This is a genomic window from Variovorax atrisoli 110B (assembly GCF_000382045.1).
Classification (GTDB): domain Bacteria; phylum Pseudomonadota; class Gammaproteobacteria; order Burkholderiales; family Burkholderiaceae_C; genus Variovorax; species Variovorax atrisoli.
On the sequence record NZ_KB907459.1, the window covers coordinates 51,397 to 66,652 of the forward strand.

The following is a 15,256-nucleotide window of genomic DNA, read 5'->3' on the forward strand; positions in this document are numbered from 1 at the left end:
CCATGGCCGACAGCATCCCAGCGCCTTTCGACGTCAAGCTCATGAACATCGTCGCCAACCTTGCGTTCGCGGCGGTGGCGCTCATGCTGCTTGCCGCGGGCGCGTGGTGGGTACTGCGCCAGCCTTTCTTCCCGATCGCCGGCATCAAGGTGGACGGCGAGGTCACGCACAACAACGCGGTCACGCTGCGCGCCAACGTGGCGCCGCAGCTGTCGGGCAACTTCTTCACCATCGACCTGGCGCGCGCACGCGCGGCCTTCGAGTCGGTGCCGTGGGTGCGCAGTGCGGTGGTGCGCCGCGAGTTCCCGAACAAGCTGCGCGTGACGCTGACCGAGCAGGTTCCCGTGGCCACCTGGGGCGACGAGGCCGGCTCGAAGCTGATCAACGGCTTCGGCGACGTGTTCGAGGCCAACGTGGCCGAGGTGGACGACAGCCTGCCGCGCCTGGACGGCCCGATCGAGCAGGCCGGCCAGGTGCTGGGCATGTACCGCGTGCTGCAGCCGCAGTTCCAGCCCTACGACCTGAGCATCGACGAGCTCACGCTGTCGAGCCGCGGCAGCTGGAAGGTGGTGCTCGACAGCGGTGCCGAGATCGAGCTCGGCCGCGGCCAGAGCGAAGAGGTGACGGCCCGCCTGCAGCGCTTCCTGAAGACCGTGACCCAGGTCGCGGGCCAGTACCGCCGCAGCATGGCCGACGTCGAAGGCGCGGACCTGCGCCACAACGACGCGTATGCCCTGCGCCTGCGCGGCGTCACCACGGTCTCGCCCGAGGCCCCAAGAAAAATCAAGTAGCGAATACCGAGGAATCGAGGACATATCCCAATGCCCAAAGAATACAAAGACCTGGTCGTAGGACTCGACATCGGCACCTCCAAGGTGATGGTGGTCGTGGCCGAGGTGCTGCCCGGCGGCGAGCTCAAGCTGGCCGGCCTGGGCATCGCGCCGAGCAATGGCCTCAAGCGCGGCGTGGTGGTGAACATCGACGCCACCGTGCAGAGCATCCAGCAGGCGCTCAAGGAGGCCGAGCTGATGGCCGACTGCAAGATCAGCCGCGTCTACACCGGCATCACCGGCAGCCACATCCGCGGCATCAATTCGAGCGGCATGGTGGCGGTGAAGGACAAGGAAGTGACGCCCGCCGACGTGGCCCGCGTGGTGGAGACGGCGCGCGCCATCAACATCTCCAGCGACCAGCGCCTCTTGCTGGTGGAGCCGCAGGAGTTCGTGATCGACGGCCAGGACGTGAAGGAGCCGATCGGCATGAGCGGCATGCGGCTGGAGGCCAAGGTGCACATCGTGACCGGCGCGCAGAGCGCGGCCGAGAACATCATCAAGTGCGTGCGCCGCTGCGGCCTGGAGGTCGACCAGCTGATGCTGAACCCGCTGGCCTCCAGCCAGGCGGTGCTGACCGAGGACGAGCGCGAGCTGGGCGTGGTGCTGGTGGACATCGGTGCGGGCACGACCGACGTTGCGATCTTCACCAACGGCGCGATCCGCCACACCGCGGTGATCCCGATCGCGGGCGACCTCATCACCAGCGACATCGCGATGGCGCTGCGCACGCCGACGAAGGACGCGGAAGACATCAAGGTCGAGAACGGCTTCGCCAAGCAATTGCTGGCCGACCCCGAGACGCAGGTCGAAGTGCCGGGCCTCGGGGACCGCGGCCCGCGCATGCTGAGCAAGCAGGCGCTGGCCGGCGTGATCGAGCCGCGCATCGAGGAGATCTTCTCGCTGGTGCAGCAGGTGGTGCGCGAGTCGGGCTATGAAGAAGTGCTGTCGTCTGGCGTAGTGCTCACGGGCGGCAGCGCCGTGATGCCCGGCATGGTCGAGCTCGGCGAGGACATCTTCCTCAAGCCGGTGCGACGCGGCATTCCGAAGTACTCCAGCGCGTTGTCCGACATGGTTGCGCAGCCTCGCGCCGCTACAGTCATGGGCCTTCTCGAGGAAGCACGTTTCGCGCGCATGCGCGGCTTCAAGGTCGCACAGAAGAATGGGTCGGTAAAGACTGCATTCGGACGTTTCAAGGACTTCATCGTGGGGAATTTCTAGCCATGATCAAGTCCCCACTCTGGCTCGCGCGCGGCAGCCCTCCGATGCATTTCAGCGAGCGATGGCGACGCACAGGTCCACCATCGCGGCGCGCTCATCGTTGAGCCTCTCAACACACAAGAAATATTCACAGACACATAACGGCAACTGCAAGATTCAAGGAGCTAGAAAATGACCATCGAAATGATCGAAGTCGAAGAGTTCAACCAGGGCACCCAGATCAAGGTGATCGGTGTCGGCGGTGGCGGCGGCAATGCGGTCGCCCACATGATCGAGCGCGGCGTGCAGGGCGTCCAGTTCGTCTGCGCGAACACCGACGCGCAGGCCCTGCAGCGCAGCAACGCACACAAGATCATCCAGCTGGGCACCAGCGGCCTGGGCGCCGGCAGCAAGCCCGAGAAGGGCCGTGACGCGGCCGAGGCTGCGGTGGACGACATCCGCGCGGCCATCGACGGCGCGCACATGCTGTTCATCACCGCCGGCATGGGCGGCGGCACCGGCACCGGCGCCGCTCCCGTGATCGCGCGCGTGGCGAAGGAGATGGGCATCCTCACCGTGGGCGTGGTGACCAAGCCCTTCGACTGGGAAGGCGGCCGCCGCATGACCAACGCCGACTCCGGCCTGGCTGAGCTCGAAGCCAACGTCGACTCGCTGATCGTCGTGCTCAACGAGAAGCTGCTCGACGTGCTGGGCGAGGACGTCACGCAGGACGAAGCCTTCGCACAGGCCAACGACGTGCTCAAGAACGCCGTGGGCGGCATCTCGGAAATCATCAACGAGTACGGCGGCGTGAACGTCGACTTCGAGGACGTGCGCACCGTGATGGGCGAGCCCGGCAAGGCCATGATGGGCACGGCCGCGGCCGCAGGCCCCGACCGCGCGCGCATCGCCGCCGAACAGGCCGTGGCCTGCCCGCTGCTCGAAGGCATCGACCTCTCCGGCGCCAAGGGCGTGCTGGTGCTGGTGACGGCTTCGAAGGGTTCGCTGAAGCTGAACGAGTCGAAGCTCGCGATGAACACCATCCGCGCCTACGCATCGCCGGACGCGCACGTGATCTACGGCGCCGCCTACGACGACAGCCTGGGCGACGAGATGCGCGTGACCGTGGTGGCCACCGGCCTCTCGCGTCCCGATGCTCGCCGCCAGCAGCCGACGCTGGAAGTCATCCGCACCGGCACCGACAACATCCCGTTCACCGTGCCGACGCTCGGTGGCGTGGGTCATGCCGGCGGCGTGGGTGCGGGCGGCAGCCAGCCCAACTACGACGGCATGGCGGTTCCCAGCGTGTGGCGCACCAACCGCACGATGGCCGCCGCGAAGGTCGACGCGCTGTCCTCGGGCGGCATGGACGACTTCGAGATCCCCGCGTTCCTGCGCCGTCAAGCTGATTGAACCTCGCTCGCGCCCCAGGCTGCGCGCACTTCGTGTCGCTTCGCCAAGCCCCCTGCCGGGGGGGGCAACACCTGAGGCCCGGCAAAGCCGGTTCCTCGGTGTTTCGCGAAGGGACCAGCCAGACGCAGAGGGCACGAGGGGGCGCAAGGGGCACAGGGGCGACCTGAAAGGGACGTCCGCTGGCTCTACGCGCTGCGCTCGCCTCGTGCCCTTTGCGTCCATTTCGGGCCAATTCCCAGGAATTGCATAGAACCCATGTCTATCGGTGCCATAGCGAGGGGCATAGGCCGCCATGCCCGCCGCGCGCCTAAAATCCCGGCCGTGCTGCAACAACGAACCCTCAAGTCCATCAGCCGCGCCGTGGGCGTGGGGCTCCACAGCGGCCAGCGCGTGGAGCTGACGCTGCGGCCGGCACCGGCCGACACAGGGATCGTGTTCCGCCGCGTCGACCTTCCCGAACCAGCCGAGATCCGCATGACGGCCGAGTCGGTCACCGACACGCGCCTGGCCTCCACGGTCTCCACCGGCGGTGCCAAGGTTCAGACCGTCGAGCACATCATGTCCGCCTGCGCGGGCCTGGGCATCGACAATCTCTACATCGACATCACGGCCGACGAAGTGCCGATCCTCGACGGATCGGCTTCCTCGTTCGTGTTCCTGCTGCAAAGTGCAGGCATCGCGCTGCAGAAGGCGCCGCGCCGCTTCATCCGCGTGACCCGCAAGGTCGAGGTGCGCGAAGGCGAGGGCGCCAATGAGAAGTGGGCGAGCCTGGAGCCCTACCACGGCTACAAGCTGAGCTTCGAGATCGACTTCGACCACCGCGTCGTCAACTCCACCGGACAGCGCGTGGAGTTCGACCTCGGCACCGGCTCCTACAGCCGCGACATCGCGCGCGCGCGCACCTTCGGCTTCACGAAGGAGGTCGAGTACATGCGCAGCAAGGGCCTCGCGCTCGGCGGCGGCCTCGACAACGCCATCGTGATGGACGACACCAAGGTGCTGAACGAAGGCGGCCTTCGCTACGACGACGAGTTCGTCAAGCACAAGATCCTCGACGCGATGGGCGACCTCTACATCATCGGCAAGCCATTGCTGGCCGCGTACAAGGCGTTCCGCTCGGGCCATGCGCTCAACAACAAGCTGCTGCGCGAACTGCTCTCGCATAGCGACGCCTACGAGGTCGTGACCTTCGAGGACGAGAAGCACGCCCCGCGCGGCTTCGGCGAAGTCGCGCGCGCCTGGTAGGCCTTCCGCACTTCCTCACATGCTCCTGTTCCGCTGGGCCATCCTGCTGCTCCTGCTGGTGGCCGGCGTGTGCTTCGCGTTCTATGCGGGCACGGGACAGGTCAAGTACCGCCGCATCGGCTGGATCGTGCTGAAGTGGACGCTGCTGGCGGCCTTCGGCTTCTTCGCGGTGCTGATCGCCGAGCGGGTGGCCTGACCAAGTTCGCCCCCAGGCTGCGCGCACTTCGTGTCGCTTCGCCAACCCCCTTCCGGGGGGCAACACCAGCGGCCCGCCGAGCCCGCTTCCGCGGTGTTTCCCGAATTTGCTTTCAGACCGACAGGGTTTGCAGGGCCTGCACCTGGCGCGTGAGCAGCGGTCCCTTGCGGTGCGCGGGCACCAGCAGCACAACTGTGTCTCCCAGCGCTTTGGGCCTTCCCCACGGCGCGTGCAGCTTGCCTTGCGCCAGCAGCGGCGCGACGAGATGCTCGCGGCCCATCAGCACGCCTTCGCCATCCACTGCGGCCTGGAGTGCCAGGCTGTAGAGCGAGAAGTCGGGCCCTGCGGCGAGCGCCTCTGCCTCGGCCGCCGTGGTGGCGGGCCGCACGGCCTGCAGCCAGCGCTGCCAGTCGTCGCGCCAGACGGTGTCGTGCAGTCCGCCGCTGCGCTGCAGCAGTTCGGCCAGGTCTTCGAGCGTGCGTGGGCGGCCGCTGGGCAACGGCTCTCGAAGGCGCGGGCTGCACACCGGTAGCAGCCGGTCGCGCACCAGCGGTATCGCCTGTGCGCCCGCCGCGCTTTCGATGTGTTCGCCCGCGCGCGCATAGAACAGGCCCAGGTCGAAGGGCTCGCGGCGGAAGTTCGGCGGCTGCTCCAGCGCGGTCACCGACACCTGCACGCCCGGCAGCTCGGCCTTCAGCCGCGAGAGGTGGGGTGACAGCCACAGCTGTGCCACGGCCGGCAGCGCGGCCACCTGGAGCGTACTGCGGCGCGCGGCGGTCTGGGTCTCGTGCCGCAGTGCCTGTACGGCGAGGCCGAGCTGGTCGACGGCCGCGCTGAGGGCGGGCAAGGCGCGACGCCCGTGCGCGCTGAGGCGGATGCCCTGGCTGTGGCGCTCGAAGAGCGCGCCGCCGGCCCACGTCTCCAGCGCCTTGATCTGCTGCGCGATGGCGGCCGGCGTGACGAACAGCTCCTCGGCCGCGCGCGCGAAGCTGCCATGGCGCGCGGCCGCCTCGAAGGCGCGCACGGCGGTGTGCGGCGGCAGGCGGGGACGCGGCGGTGCGAGCGGCATGGGGCAGGTCCTTCAGGCTAAGTTTTTCTATGGCTCGGGGCCAGATTATCCGGTTTGCCCCATCGGCGAGGGCAGGCGACGATGAGGCCATCCACCACTTCCAGCGAGATCCGACGCATGCCTGCCGCCGCCCTGCAACGCCGCCCCTGGGTTCCCGCCGCCAGCGAGGACCACGTGCTCTCCATCGCCGCCGATGCCGCCGCGCGCGATGCCGCAGGCGCCGCCGCCGAGATCGAAAGGCTGGTGGCCGACAGCCATCGCATCCACGACGTCGACGGCCTGAACCTCAACCCCGCCACCAACGTGATGAACCCGGCGGCCGAGGCGCTGCTGTCTCGCGGACTGGGCTCGCGTCCTTCGCTGGGCTATCCGGGCGACAAGTACGAGATGGGGCTGGAGGCCATCGAGCGCATCGAGGTGGTCGCGGCCGAGGTGGCGGCCGAGGTGTTCGGTTCGAAGTTCGCCGAGGTGCGCGTGAGCTCGGGCGCGCTGTCGAATCTCTACGTGTTCATGGCGACCTGCCAGCCCGGCGACACCATCGTCGTGCCGCCGCCCAGCATCGGCGGCCACGTCACGCACCATGCGGCCGGCGCCGCGGGCCTCTATGGCCTGAAGCCGGTCTCCGCACCGGTGGATGCCGACGGCTACACGGTCGACGTGAGCGCGCTCGCGAAGCTGGTGCGCGAGGCGAAGCCGAAGCTCATCACCATCGGCGGCAGCCTGAACCTGTTCCCGCATCCGGTGCCCGAGATCCGCGAGATCGCCGACGGCGTGGGTGCGAAGCTGCTGTTCGACGCGGCGCATCTCTCGGGCATGGTGGCCGGCAAGGCGTGGCCGCAGCCGCTCGAGCAGGGCGCGCATGCGATCACCATGAGCACCTACAAGAGCCTGGGCGGGCCGGCGGGCGGGCTGATCGTGTCGAACGACGCGGCGCTGATGGAGCGCATCGACGCCATCGCCTACCCCGGCCTCACTGCCAACTCCGACGCGGGCCGCACGGCCGCACTGGCCCGCGGGCTGCTCGACTGGAAGGTGCACGGCACCGCCTACGCGGGTGCGATGCGCGAGACCGCGCAGGCGCTGGCGAGCGAACTCGATGCGCGCGGGCTGCCCGTGTTCGCGAAGGCGCGTGGCTTCACGCAGTCGCACCAGTTCGCGCTCGAGGCCGCGCGATGGGGCGGCGGCCAGCACGCAGCGAAGAAGCTCGCGCAGGGCGGCCTGCTGGCCTGCGGCATCGGCCTGCCGATCGCGCCCGTGGAAGGCGACATCAACGGCCTGCGCCTGGGCGTGCCGGAGATCGTGCGGCTGGGTTTCACGCCCGGTGACATGCCCCAGCTCGCGGCTTGGATCGCACGCGCCCTCGACGGCGACACGGCTTCGGTGGCCGCCGAAGTGCGGGAGCGCCGCAGGCACCTCGGCGAACTGCGCTACATCGTGCGCTGACGCAGGCAGCCGCTTCGGCTCAGCGCGAGCGCCCCTGCCGGTAGGTGCCGGCGGGCAGCGCTGCAGAACTCTTCGACGCCTCGGCCGCTTCGGCCAGACGCGCCATCGAGCGTCCCACCTGCGCGTGAGTGATGGCGATGCCCAGCGCGTCCGCCGCGTCGGCGCCGGGCAGGCCTGGCAGGTCGAGCAGGCGCCGCACCATCTCCTGCACCTGCGCCTTGGCCGCCTGGCCGTGGCCGGCCACCGCCTTCTTCATCTGCAGTGCCGTGTACTCGGCCACCGAGAGGTTGTTGCTGACCAGCGCCGTGACGCACGCGCCGCGCGCCTGTCCGAGCAGCAGCGTGGACTGCGGGTTCACGTTGACGAAGATGATTTCCACCGCCGACGCATCGGGCTGGTAGCGCGAGGTGATCTCCGCGATGCCGTCGAACAGCACCTTCAGCCGTGCCGGAAGGTTGTTGCCGGTGCCGAGGTGCCGGGTGCTGATGGTGCCGCTGGCCACATAGCGCAGCGCATGGCCGTCCGCATCGACCACGCCGAAGCCGGTGGTCTGCAAGCCGGGGTCGATGCCGAGAATGCGCATGAAAGGAAACGTAAAGGCCTAAGCCTGGGAAAAGATTGTCAAAAGAGTTGCGAGGAGGGGGCTGAAAGCCGGCTGATCGTGGGCAGAATGCGCCCCGGTCCGTACCGTCCGCCCCGCCCCGCGCGGGGCGCGCCATTCAAGGAAGCGAATGTGAATGTAGTCGAGTCCTCCGCGCAGCAGCAACTGGACGAGGTGCAAGCCTTGATCGCACGCCTGCAGATGAATCCTGCCGAACGCGCGACCGCCAGCTTCCGCCGCATCGAGCTGCTGGACGACCTGGGCCGCCGCAAGGAAGCGGTGGCCGCGAGCGTGAGGCTGCTCGACGAGTTCGCTGCGAAGCCCGAGGTCGGCGTGGTCGTGCCCTGCTGCCAGACCTTGCGCCTGCTGGCCCACATGCTGCGGCAGCTGCACCGCCCCGCCGATGCGCTCGCCACGCTCGAGCGGCTGATCGCGGCGCACGGCCAGCGCCCCGAGCCCGAGATCCGCGAGCACATCGCCCACGCGCTCTACCAGCGCACATGGTGGATCGACGATCCCGCCGCGCGCTGCGAGGCCTGCGACGCCATGAGCGAGCTGCTCGACAGCCAGCCCGATGCGGCGCTGGACACTTGGCGCGTGGAAGCCCGGCTGCTCAAGGCCGAGATCGAGCATCACCGCGGCCTGCCGCAGGACGCGCTGGCCACGCTGGAGGCCGTCATCGAGCGCTTCGACGGCAGCACCGATCCTGGCGTGGTGCTGCGCGTCGCGCGTGCGCGCCTGGCTTCGGTGCTCAACCTGCGCGAGCTGGCGCAGCATGCGCAGGCACAGGTCATGTGCCTGGCGGTGGCCGACCAGATCGAGGCCGGCCTGGCGCACGCGGCGCCCGAGCTGCGCATCGAGGGTGTGCGCGCGCTGACGCTGTTCTTCGACGGCTTCGGCATCGACGAGCATGCGAACCGCGCCGAGCTGGTCGGCTGGCTGCTCGACCGCTATGGCCACGACGCCTCGCCGCAGGTGCGGCGCATGGCTGTGCGGCGCGCCTACGACTGGTCGGTGGGCCTGCGCGAATCCGACGACGGCGAGGCCGCGCTGGCCGCGTGCGATCGGCTGCTCGCCACCTTCGGCGCGGACACCGACGCGGTGGTGCATCGCACCGTGGCGAGCGCGCTGCTCAACAAGGGCTTCGTGCTGCTCGAGCGGCTCGGCCGCGCGGAGGAGGCGCTGCAGGTCTACCAGCAGCTCGCGAGGCAGCTGCAGGGCGCCTCCGAGCCCGAGCTGCAGGACACGCTCGCCAAGGCCACCGCCGGCCGCCAGGCCTGCCTGAAGCGGCTGCGCAAGGCCGATGCCGAAGGCAACCTGCCGGAGCTTCCGACAGAGGTGCGCGACGAGGTGCGCGACAAGGTCAGGCAGGGCCGCAGGCATGGCGATGCCGGCGAGTCGCACGAGGCCATCGCGCTGTTCGACGAGGTGCTGGCCGCGCACGCGGCCTCGCCGCATCCGGAGCTGCGCCGCCAGTGCGCGCGGGCGCTCGTCCACAAGGCCTTCTGCCTGGTTGCTCTGGAGCGCTTCGAGGAGGTGATCGCCGCCGCCGACGCCATGGATGCGCGCTACGGCGCCGACCCGTCCACCGAGATGCAGGAGACCGTCGCGCTGTGCCTGCAATACAAGAGCACCGCGCTCGACCGCCTCGGCCGGCACGACGAAGAGATGCGCGTGCACGACGAGATCGTCGCTCGCTGGGGCAACTCCGAACTGCCCGACCTGCGTGGCCGCGTGGTGGGCGCGCTGTTCCGCAAGGGCGCCACGCTGCGCCAGGCGCGCCGGCTCGAAGCCGCTGTGGCCTGCTACGACGAGGCCATCGCGCGCACCAGCGGCGCAAGGGAAGGCACGCTGCAGCTCTGGGCGGCCAAGTCGATGATCAACAAGGCCAGGGCGCTCGACAAGCTGGGCGATGCGGCGGGGCAGATCAAGGCCTATCGCACCCTCATCGCCCGCTTCGGCGATTCGGGCGATGCAGCGCTGCGCGAGCGCGTCGTCAACGCCTGCGAATGGCTCGCGGAAGCCGAAGGCCGCCAGGGGCGCGTGGAAGCGCAGCGCGCCGCCCTCGAAGCCGCACTGGGCCGCTTCGGCACCGCGCTCTCAACCGATCAGCGCACCCGCCTCGCGCGCGAACTGCAGGCCCTGAAGGCCAGGGCCCTCGGCCGCAAGGCCAAGGAAGCCTTCGACCGCGTGGTGCGGCGCAGGGCCTGAACCTCCCCCGACCCGACCAGCCTCAGGGGTTCTTCCAGGAATACCGTGGAGCCGGCTTTGCCGGGCCACCGGTATTGCCCCCTGCAAGGGGGTTGGCGAAGCGACACGAAGTGCGCGCAGCCTGGGGGTTTGCCAGTCCCCCGTGGAGCCGGCTTTGCCGGGCCACCGGTATTGCCCCCTGCAAGGGGGTTGGCGAAGCGACACGAAGTGCGCGCAGCCTGGGGGTTTGCCAAAGTCATGCGTTGAAGTACCAGCGGATGGAATGAAAGAAGATCGGCGCCGCGAAGCACAGCGCATCGACCCGATCCAGCAGCCCGTTCGCCCCCGTTACGCCGGCATCCTTGCGGCCCCAGTTCGGAATCCCCCGGTCGCGCTTGAGCGCCTTCATCACCAGGTGCCCCATCGAGCCCGAGATGCATGCGATGACCGACACCGCCAGCGCCTGTCCGAACCTGAAGGGCGTGATGAACGAGAACAGCGCGCCCACCAGGCTCGCCACCGCGATGCCGATGGCCCAGCTGGTCCAGTTGAAGCTGCGGCTCACGTTGGGCGCGAAGGGTTCGCGCTGCATGCGCCGCGAGATCAGGTGCTGCACCAGCACCGAGGTCTGCACCACGAACACCAGGAAGAACACGAGGAACGCGCTCTTGCCCTCGTAGCCCGGAAAGCTCAGCAGCAGCAGCGCCGGCACGTGGCTCATGCCGTAGACGCAGACCATGATGCCCCACTGCAGCTTGGCGTTGCGCTCCAGGAACTGGCTCGGGTCGTTGGCCAGCGCGCTGGCCACCGGGATCGCGAGGAACACGTACACCGGGATGAACACGGTGAAGAGGTCGAAGCGCGCGGTGGCCACCAGCCAGAACTGGATCGGCAGCACCACGAAGAAGGCCAGGATCAGGCTGCGGTGGTCGCCGCGCCGCGTGGGCGAGAGCGTGATGAACTCGCGCAGCGCGAAGAAGGAGATGAGCGCGAAAAGCACCGTGGCCACCGTCTCGCCGAGCGCCCAGCCGATCCAGAAGACCAGCGCCATGAACCAGCTCGTGCCGAGCAGCTTGCGGAAGTGCGCCAGCTCGGCCTGCCAGGCCGCGTCGTGCACGGGGTTGCGCTTCTCCCTGAAGCTCAGGAAGAACGCGGTGGCGCTCACGATCGCGAGCACGCCGAAGACGATGAGAAAGAGCGCCGCGACCTGCTGGGTCGGGCTGAGGCTGCGCAGGAACTGGTTCATGTCGTCGTCAGACGTCGCGCAGGGCGATCACGGCGGCGCGCGCCCGGTCGAGAAAAGGGCGACGCTCCTCGCCCGGCTCCACGCGGATCGGCGCGCCGAAGGTGACGGAGCAAAGAATGGGCACCGGCACGATCTCGCCCTTGGGCATGACGCGCTGCACGTTGTCGATCCATGCGGGCACCAGCACCACCTCGGGGAACATGCTGGCCAGCGTGTAGAGGCCCGACTTGAACTTCTGCGGCTCGCCGGTGTGGCCGCGCGTGCCTTCGGGAAAGATGATGATCGAGTCGCCGCTGCGCAGGGCTTCGACCAGCGGAGCGAGTGGATCGGAGGCGGTTGCTGCCGTTGCAGGAGGAGGTGCGGGTTCGGGTGTTGGGGGAGGCAGCGGCGGAGGCGGCGGTGCGGGGGGCTCGGGAAGGTCGAGCTGGCCCTGCGCACCGGGTGCCGTTTCGGCGGGAGCGGCTGGCGACTCTAGAGGCAGCAGCGGCTCCATCGAGGGCTCGATGCGCTCGGCTGGCGGTTGTGCGACGGATGGCGTGGCAGGCACCGGCGACGGGGGCTCGGCAACGACGGATGCTGTCGCTGCAGGAGGCACAGCGGGCGCCATGGCGGGTGCCGTCGCGGCCTGCCGCTCCACGTACACCGCATTGAACACCTCGGTGGTGATCCAGCGCTTGACCGGCGTGTTGGCCCAGTAGTCGCGTGCCGCGATGGGCCGCGTGATGCTGCGCAGTTCCTCCGGCAGCGCCGCCCAGATCATCACCAGGTCGGCGTGGCTCTGGTGGTTCGCGAAGTAGATGCGCTGCTCGGCCTTGGGCGGACAGCCGTACCAGCGCGCCTGTGCGCCCGTGAGCAGTCGGACGATTCCCAACAGCAGCCAACCCGTGAGCTTTGCCAGCATATGGGCGCGATGATACGGGTCATGCGATGGCGTTTCGATCCTCTTTCACTGGCGTGGGCGGTGGCCCTGTTTCTCGTCCTGCTGCTGCTGGCCACCGTCGGCGCGCGCTGGGGCTGGCTGCGCAGCTTCTTCGGCGACGTGCTGGCAGTGGTGTGGGTGTACTTCGTGTTCAAGACCGCGATCGGCGCGCGCGTGCTGCCGCTGGCGTTGGCCGCGCTGGGCGTGGGCCTCGCGGTCGAGCTCGGGCAGGACCTCGCTGCGGCATGGCACCTGCACACTCCGAACCGCGCATTGCGCATCGTGCTCGGCAGCACGGCCGACTGGTGGGACGTGCTGGCCTACAGCATCGGCTTCGCCGCCGTGCTGGCCATCGAGGGCCTGCGCGGCGGATCCGTCAGGGCAGCTCGGCCGCGGGCATCCGCGCCATGACGGTGGCGGCGCGCCCGCTCAGGTAGGGTGAGCCGGGGCGCCGCTCGAAGAACTTGGGGCTGGGCAGCATCACCGCGAGCCGTGCGGCCTCGTTGGCGCTCAGGCGCGAGGCCGGCTTGCGGAAGTAGTACTGCGATGCCGCCTCGGCGCCGAACACGCCTTCGCCCCACTCCACGCTGTTGAGGTAGATCTCGAGGATGCGCCGCTTGTCGAGCAGCACTTCGAGCAGCGTGGCCAGCACCAGCTCCTGCCCCTTGCGCAGCATGGTGCGCTCGCCCGACAGCAGCAGGTTCTTCGCGAGCTGCTGCGTGATGGTGGAGCCGCCGCGCAGCTGCACGGGCCGCACCGGCTTGCCGCGTGCGGCGGCACGCGCGGCACGCCTGGCGGCGAGTTCCTCGGCCTTGGCGTTGCGCTGGCGGGCCCGCTCGATGGCCTCCCATTCCACGCCGTTGTGGTCGACGAAGCCCGAGTCCTCGCTCGCGATCACCGCGCGCTTGAGCGTGTCGTTGATCTGCGCGTAGGGCACCCACTCCTGGCGCCAGCCCCCGCCGCGGCCTTGATGAACGGCGATCTGGAAAGCCTCGGAGCGCTGGAAGGCGGTGCTCTGCGGATCGATCACCGCCATCGCCGCGATGCGCACCAGGAAGAACAACTGCAGTGCAACGCCGGCCACCGCGAGGCAGGCGATGAGGCGCAGTACGGCCTTCATTTGCTGATCAGCTCGGCCCGGATCTCGTCCAGCACCTGCGCCGACGGCGGCCGCACGCCGCGCCAGATCTCGAAGGACTCCGCCGCCTGCTCGACCAGCATGCCGAGCCCGTCGCGCGCTACCGCGCCGTGCGCCTCGGCCCAGGCCATGAAGCCGGCGGCGGCGGGGCCGTACATCATGTCGACCGCGAGCCCGCCTTCGCGCAGCACGCTGGCCTTCACCGGCACCGCGTCGCCCGCGAGGCTTGAAGCGGTGGCGTTGACCACCACGTCGAAGGCCCCCGGTATCTCGTCGAGCGCCCAGGCCTCCAGCGAGGCGCCGTGCCGCAGCGCGATGGCTGCATGGCGGCGCACAAGCTCCGCGGCCTTCTCGACGGTGCGGTTCGCCACCACGACGCGCGTGGCGCCCGCATCGAGCAGCGGCCCCAGCACGCCAGCCGCGGCACCGCCCGCGCCGATCAGCAGCAGCGCCTTGCCCTGAAGCGGCACGCCCGCGTTGCGCACGATGTCGTTGACCAGGCCGATGCCGTCGGTGTTGTCCGCATGGACGCTGCCGTCGGCCTCGAAGCGCAGCGTGTTCACCGCCTGCGCGAGCAGGGCGCGCTCGCTGGCGTGCTGCGCGAGCGCCGCGGCCTCGAGCTTGAACGGCACGGTGATGTTGCAGCCGCGCGCGATGTCGCCGCGCTCGGCGGCCTCGCTGCGGAAGGCCGCGATGCCTTCGGCGAATGCGCCGAGCGGAACGAGCCGCCGGCCGTATCCCATCTGCTGGCCGCACAGCTGCGCGAAGCGCGCGTGGATGCGAGGCGAGCGGCTGTGCTCGACGGGGTTGCCCATGACGCAGTACAGGTCCATGGTGTCTGTCTTCCTTGATTGCGCCTGCTGTCTTGCGCGGCTGTTCCGGTGTTCTGTCGCTGCGCCGTTCTTACTGCTGCGAGGAGAGTTCGACCGACCCGTCGTGCGCGAAGCGGAAGTGCGGGCGGATCACGATCTGGTCCGCGTGCTCCCTGCGCATCGCATCGGTGAAGCTGCCGAAACTGCCCACGCTCGCGACGATCGCCTGCGCGCGCTTGTCCAGCACGGGCTGGCCGGAGCTCTCGTCGATCACCGTCGAGAGCAGGCGGCCGTCGAAGTTGACGGTGATGGTCATCGTGAGTTCGCCGTAGAGCTTCTTGCCGGCGAGCGTCGGGAAGTTGGCCGTGCCCTGCGCCTCCACGCGGCGGCGCAGCGAATCGACGTAGGTGGCGAAGGCGGCCTCGCGCGTGAAGGGGCTGAGGTAGCGCTTCTTGGGGCGCGCGTTCTCTTCGTTCACGCGGCGTTCGATCTCGGCCAGCAGGTTGATCATCTGGCGGCGCTTTTCCTCCTGCGCCTTGGCCTCTGCCGGATCGCCGGCGTTGCGCGGATCGGGCGCGGGCATCGCGGCCAGGTCGCGCTTGAGCTGGGTGAGCATCTGCATCTGCTCGGCCTGCATCGCGTCGACCTTGCGCTGCGCGTCCTCGAACGAGTCGCCCACGGTGGTGAAGCTCGACGGCGGAAGCGGGCTGGTGGCGCGGCCCTTGTCGAGGTCGCCGCCGCCCGCGAGCGAGGTCTGCGCGCGCAGCCGGGCGGCGGGGTCAGGCCTGTCGTTGGTCTTGGTGTTGACCAGGATGACCTCCAGCGGCGTGTCGCTGAAGACCTTGTTGAAGGATTCGGGATCTACGAAACGCACCGTGAGCAGCGCGGCGTGCACAACGACCGACACGCCCAGTGCGATCTGCAGCGTGCTGAGGTCCTTGAAGTTCATTCTCT

General features: G+C 69.2%; 15 protein-coding genes. 8 read left to right on the forward strand and 7 right to left on the reverse strand.

Annotated elements, in window-relative coordinates; genetic code table 11:
* Positions 1 to 2 precede the first annotated feature (2 nt).
* From G369_RS0124880 to G369_RS39145, 5 genes are all read left to right on the forward strand, one after another.
* The gene (locus G369_RS0124880) at positions 3 to 791 is read left to right on the forward strand and encodes a cell division protein FtsQ/DivIB (RefSeq protein WP_019656762.1); all 789 of its coding nucleotides are present in this window, start codon (positions 3 to 5) and stop codon (positions 789 to 791) included.
* A gap of 30 nt (positions 792 to 821) precedes the next feature.
* Positions 822 to 2,051, forward strand: a complete 1,230-nt coding sequence (ftsA, locus tag G369_RS0124885; RefSeq protein WP_019656763.1) for a cell division protein FtsA — start codon at positions 822 to 824, stop codon at positions 2,049 to 2,051.
* A gap of 171 nt (positions 2,052 to 2,222) precedes the next feature.
* Positions 2,223 to 3,443 (forward strand): cell division protein FtsZ, encoded by a 1,221-nt coding sequence (gene ftsZ, locus G369_RS0124890; RefSeq protein WP_019656764.1) that lies wholly within the window; start codon positions 2,223 to 2,225, stop codon positions 3,441 to 3,443.
* A gap of 321 nt (positions 3,444 to 3,764) precedes the next feature.
* A complete protein-coding gene (gene lpxC, locus G369_RS0124895) occupies positions 3,765 to 4,688 on the forward strand; it encodes a UDP-3-O-acyl-N-acetylglucosamine deacetylase (protein ID WP_026346604.1) in 924 nt (307 codons plus the stop codon).
* A gap of 19 nt (positions 4,689 to 4,707) precedes the next feature.
* The gene (locus G369_RS39145) at positions 4,708 to 4,884 is read left to right on the forward strand and encodes a hypothetical protein (protein ID WP_019656766.1); all 177 of its coding nucleotides are present in this window, start codon (positions 4,708 to 4,710) and stop codon (positions 4,882 to 4,884) included.
* 112 nt (positions 4,885 to 4,996) lie between these two features.
* On the opposite strand, the gene G369_RS0124905 is transcribed toward G369_RS39145, so the two are convergent.
* Positions 4,997 to 5,953 carry a LysR family transcriptional regulator gene (locus tag G369_RS0124905; RefSeq protein ID WP_019656767.1) on the reverse strand — a complete coding sequence of 319 codons (957 nt, stop codon included), beginning with the start codon at positions 5,951 to 5,953 and terminating at the stop codon, positions 4,997 to 4,999.
* A 117-nt stretch (positions 5,954 to 6,070) separates the two neighbouring features.
* Here G369_RS0124905 and glyA point away from each other — a divergent pair, with 117 nt between their 5' ends.
* Positions 6,071 to 7,396, forward strand: coding sequence for a serine hydroxymethyltransferase (gene glyA / locus G369_RS0124910; RefSeq protein WP_019656768.1), 1,326 nt, complete (start codon positions 6,071 to 6,073; stop codon positions 7,394 to 7,396).
* A 19-nt stretch (positions 7,397 to 7,415) separates the two neighbouring features.
* On the opposite strand, the gene ruvC is transcribed toward glyA, so the two are convergent.
* Positions 7,416 to 7,979, reverse strand: a complete 564-nt coding sequence (gene ruvC, locus G369_RS0124915) for a crossover junction endodeoxyribonuclease RuvC (RefSeq protein ID WP_019656769.1) — start codon at positions 7,977 to 7,979, stop codon at positions 7,416 to 7,418.
* Between the two features lie 150 nt (positions 7,980 to 8,129).
* Here ruvC and G369_RS0124920 point away from each other — a divergent pair, with 150 nt between their 5' ends.
* Positions 8,130 to 10,208: a tetratricopeptide repeat protein gene (locus G369_RS0124920; protein WP_019656770.1), complete on the forward strand. Its 2,079-nt coding sequence runs from the start codon at positions 8,130 to 8,132 to the stop codon at positions 10,206 to 10,208.
* 235 nt (positions 10,209 to 10,443) lie between these two features.
* Here G369_RS0124920 and G369_RS0124925 read toward each other — a convergent pair whose 3' ends face one another.
* Both G369_RS0124925 and G369_RS0124930 read right to left on the reverse strand, forming a co-directional pair.
* Complete coding sequence (locus G369_RS0124925) at positions 10,444 to 11,433, reverse strand: phosphatidate cytidylyltransferase (RefSeq protein ID WP_019656771.1); 990 nt, start codon at positions 11,431 to 11,433, stop codon at positions 10,444 to 10,446.
* Between the two features lie 7 nt (positions 11,434 to 11,440).
* Entirely contained in the window at positions 11,441 to 12,334 is an 894-nt protein-coding gene (locus G369_RS0124930; protein ID WP_019656772.1) for a lysophospholipid acyltransferase family protein, read from the reverse strand.
* Between G369_RS0124930 and G369_RS0124935 the strand changes: the two genes are divergently transcribed.
* Entirely contained in the window at positions 12,335 to 12,763 is a 429-nt protein-coding gene (locus tag G369_RS0124935) for a ribosomal maturation YjgA family protein (RefSeq protein WP_019656773.1), read from the forward strand. It abuts the gene before it with no gap.
* Here the strand turns inward: G369_RS0124935 and G369_RS0124940 are convergent.
* From G369_RS0124940 to G369_RS0124950, 3 genes are all read right to left on the reverse strand, one after another.
* Positions 12,729 to 13,472: a transglycosylase domain-containing protein gene (locus G369_RS0124940; RefSeq protein WP_019656774.1), complete on the reverse strand. Its 744-nt coding sequence runs from the start codon at positions 13,470 to 13,472 to the stop codon at positions 12,729 to 12,731. The genes G369_RS0124935 and G369_RS0124940 overlap by 35 nt on opposite strands.
* Complete coding sequence (aroE, locus tag G369_RS0124945) at positions 13,469 to 14,323, reverse strand: shikimate dehydrogenase (RefSeq protein WP_019656775.1); 855 nt, start codon at positions 14,321 to 14,323, stop codon at positions 13,469 to 13,471. Before aroE ends, G369_RS0124940 begins: the two co-directional genes overlap by 4 nt.
* A 70-nt stretch (positions 14,324 to 14,393) precedes the next feature.
* Positions 14,394 to 15,251: an energy transducer TonB gene (locus tag G369_RS0124950; RefSeq protein WP_019656776.1), complete on the reverse strand. Its 858-nt coding sequence runs from the start codon at positions 15,249 to 15,251 to the stop codon at positions 14,394 to 14,396.
* Between the last annotated feature and the right edge of the window lie 5 nt (positions 15,252 to 15,256).

What these genes read in the sequence shown, in the direction of transcription:
- G369_RS0124880 (WP_019656762.1), top strand. Translation starts at nt 3, where the DNA reads ATGGCCGACAGCATCCCAGCGCCTTTCGACGTCAAGCTCATGAACATC.
- ftsA (WP_019656763.1), top strand. Translation starts at nt 822, where the DNA reads ATGCCCAAAGAATACAAAGACCTGGTCGTAGGACTCGACATCGGCACC.
- ftsZ (WP_019656764.1), top strand. Translation starts at nt 2,223, where the DNA reads ATGACCATCGAAATGATCGAAGTCGAAGAGTTCAACCAGGGCACCCAG.
- G369_RS39145 (WP_019656766.1), top strand. Translation starts at nt 4,708, where the DNA reads ATGCTCCTGTTCCGCTGGGCCATCCTGCTGCTCCTGCTGGTGGCCGGC.
- G369_RS0124905 (WP_019656767.1), bottom strand. Translation starts at nt 5,953, where the DNA reads ATGCCGCTCGCACCGCCGCGTCCCCGCCTGCCGCCGCACACCGCCGTG.
- glyA (WP_019656768.1), top strand. Translation starts at nt 6,071, where the DNA reads ATGCCTGCCGCCGCCCTGCAACGCCGCCCCTGGGTTCCCGCCGCCAGC.
- ruvC (WP_019656769.1), bottom strand. Translation starts at nt 7,979, where the DNA reads ATGCGCATTCTCGGCATCGACCCCGGCTTGCAGACCACCGGCTTCGGC.
- G369_RS0124925 (WP_019656771.1), bottom strand. Translation starts at nt 11,433, where the DNA reads ATGAACCAGTTCCTGCGCAGCCTCAGCCCGACCCAGCAGGTCGCGGCG.
- G369_RS0124930 (WP_019656772.1), bottom strand. Translation starts at nt 12,334, where the DNA reads ATGCTGGCAAAGCTCACGGGTTGGCTGCTGTTGGGAATCGTCCGACTG.
- G369_RS0124935 (WP_019656773.1), top strand. Translation starts at nt 12,335, where the DNA reads ATGGGCGCGATGATACGGGTCATGCGATGGCGTTTCGATCCTCTTTCA.
- G369_RS0124940 (WP_019656774.1), bottom strand. Translation starts at nt 13,472, where the DNA reads ATGAAGGCCGTACTGCGCCTCATCGCCTGCCTCGCGGTGGCCGGCGTT.
- aroE (WP_019656775.1), bottom strand. Translation starts at nt 14,323, where the DNA reads ATGGACCTGTACTGCGTCATGGGCAACCCCGTCGAGCACAGCCGCTCG.
- G369_RS0124950 (WP_019656776.1), bottom strand. Translation starts at nt 15,251, where the DNA reads ATGAACTTCAAGGACCTCAGCACGCTGCAGATCGCACTGGGCGTGTCG.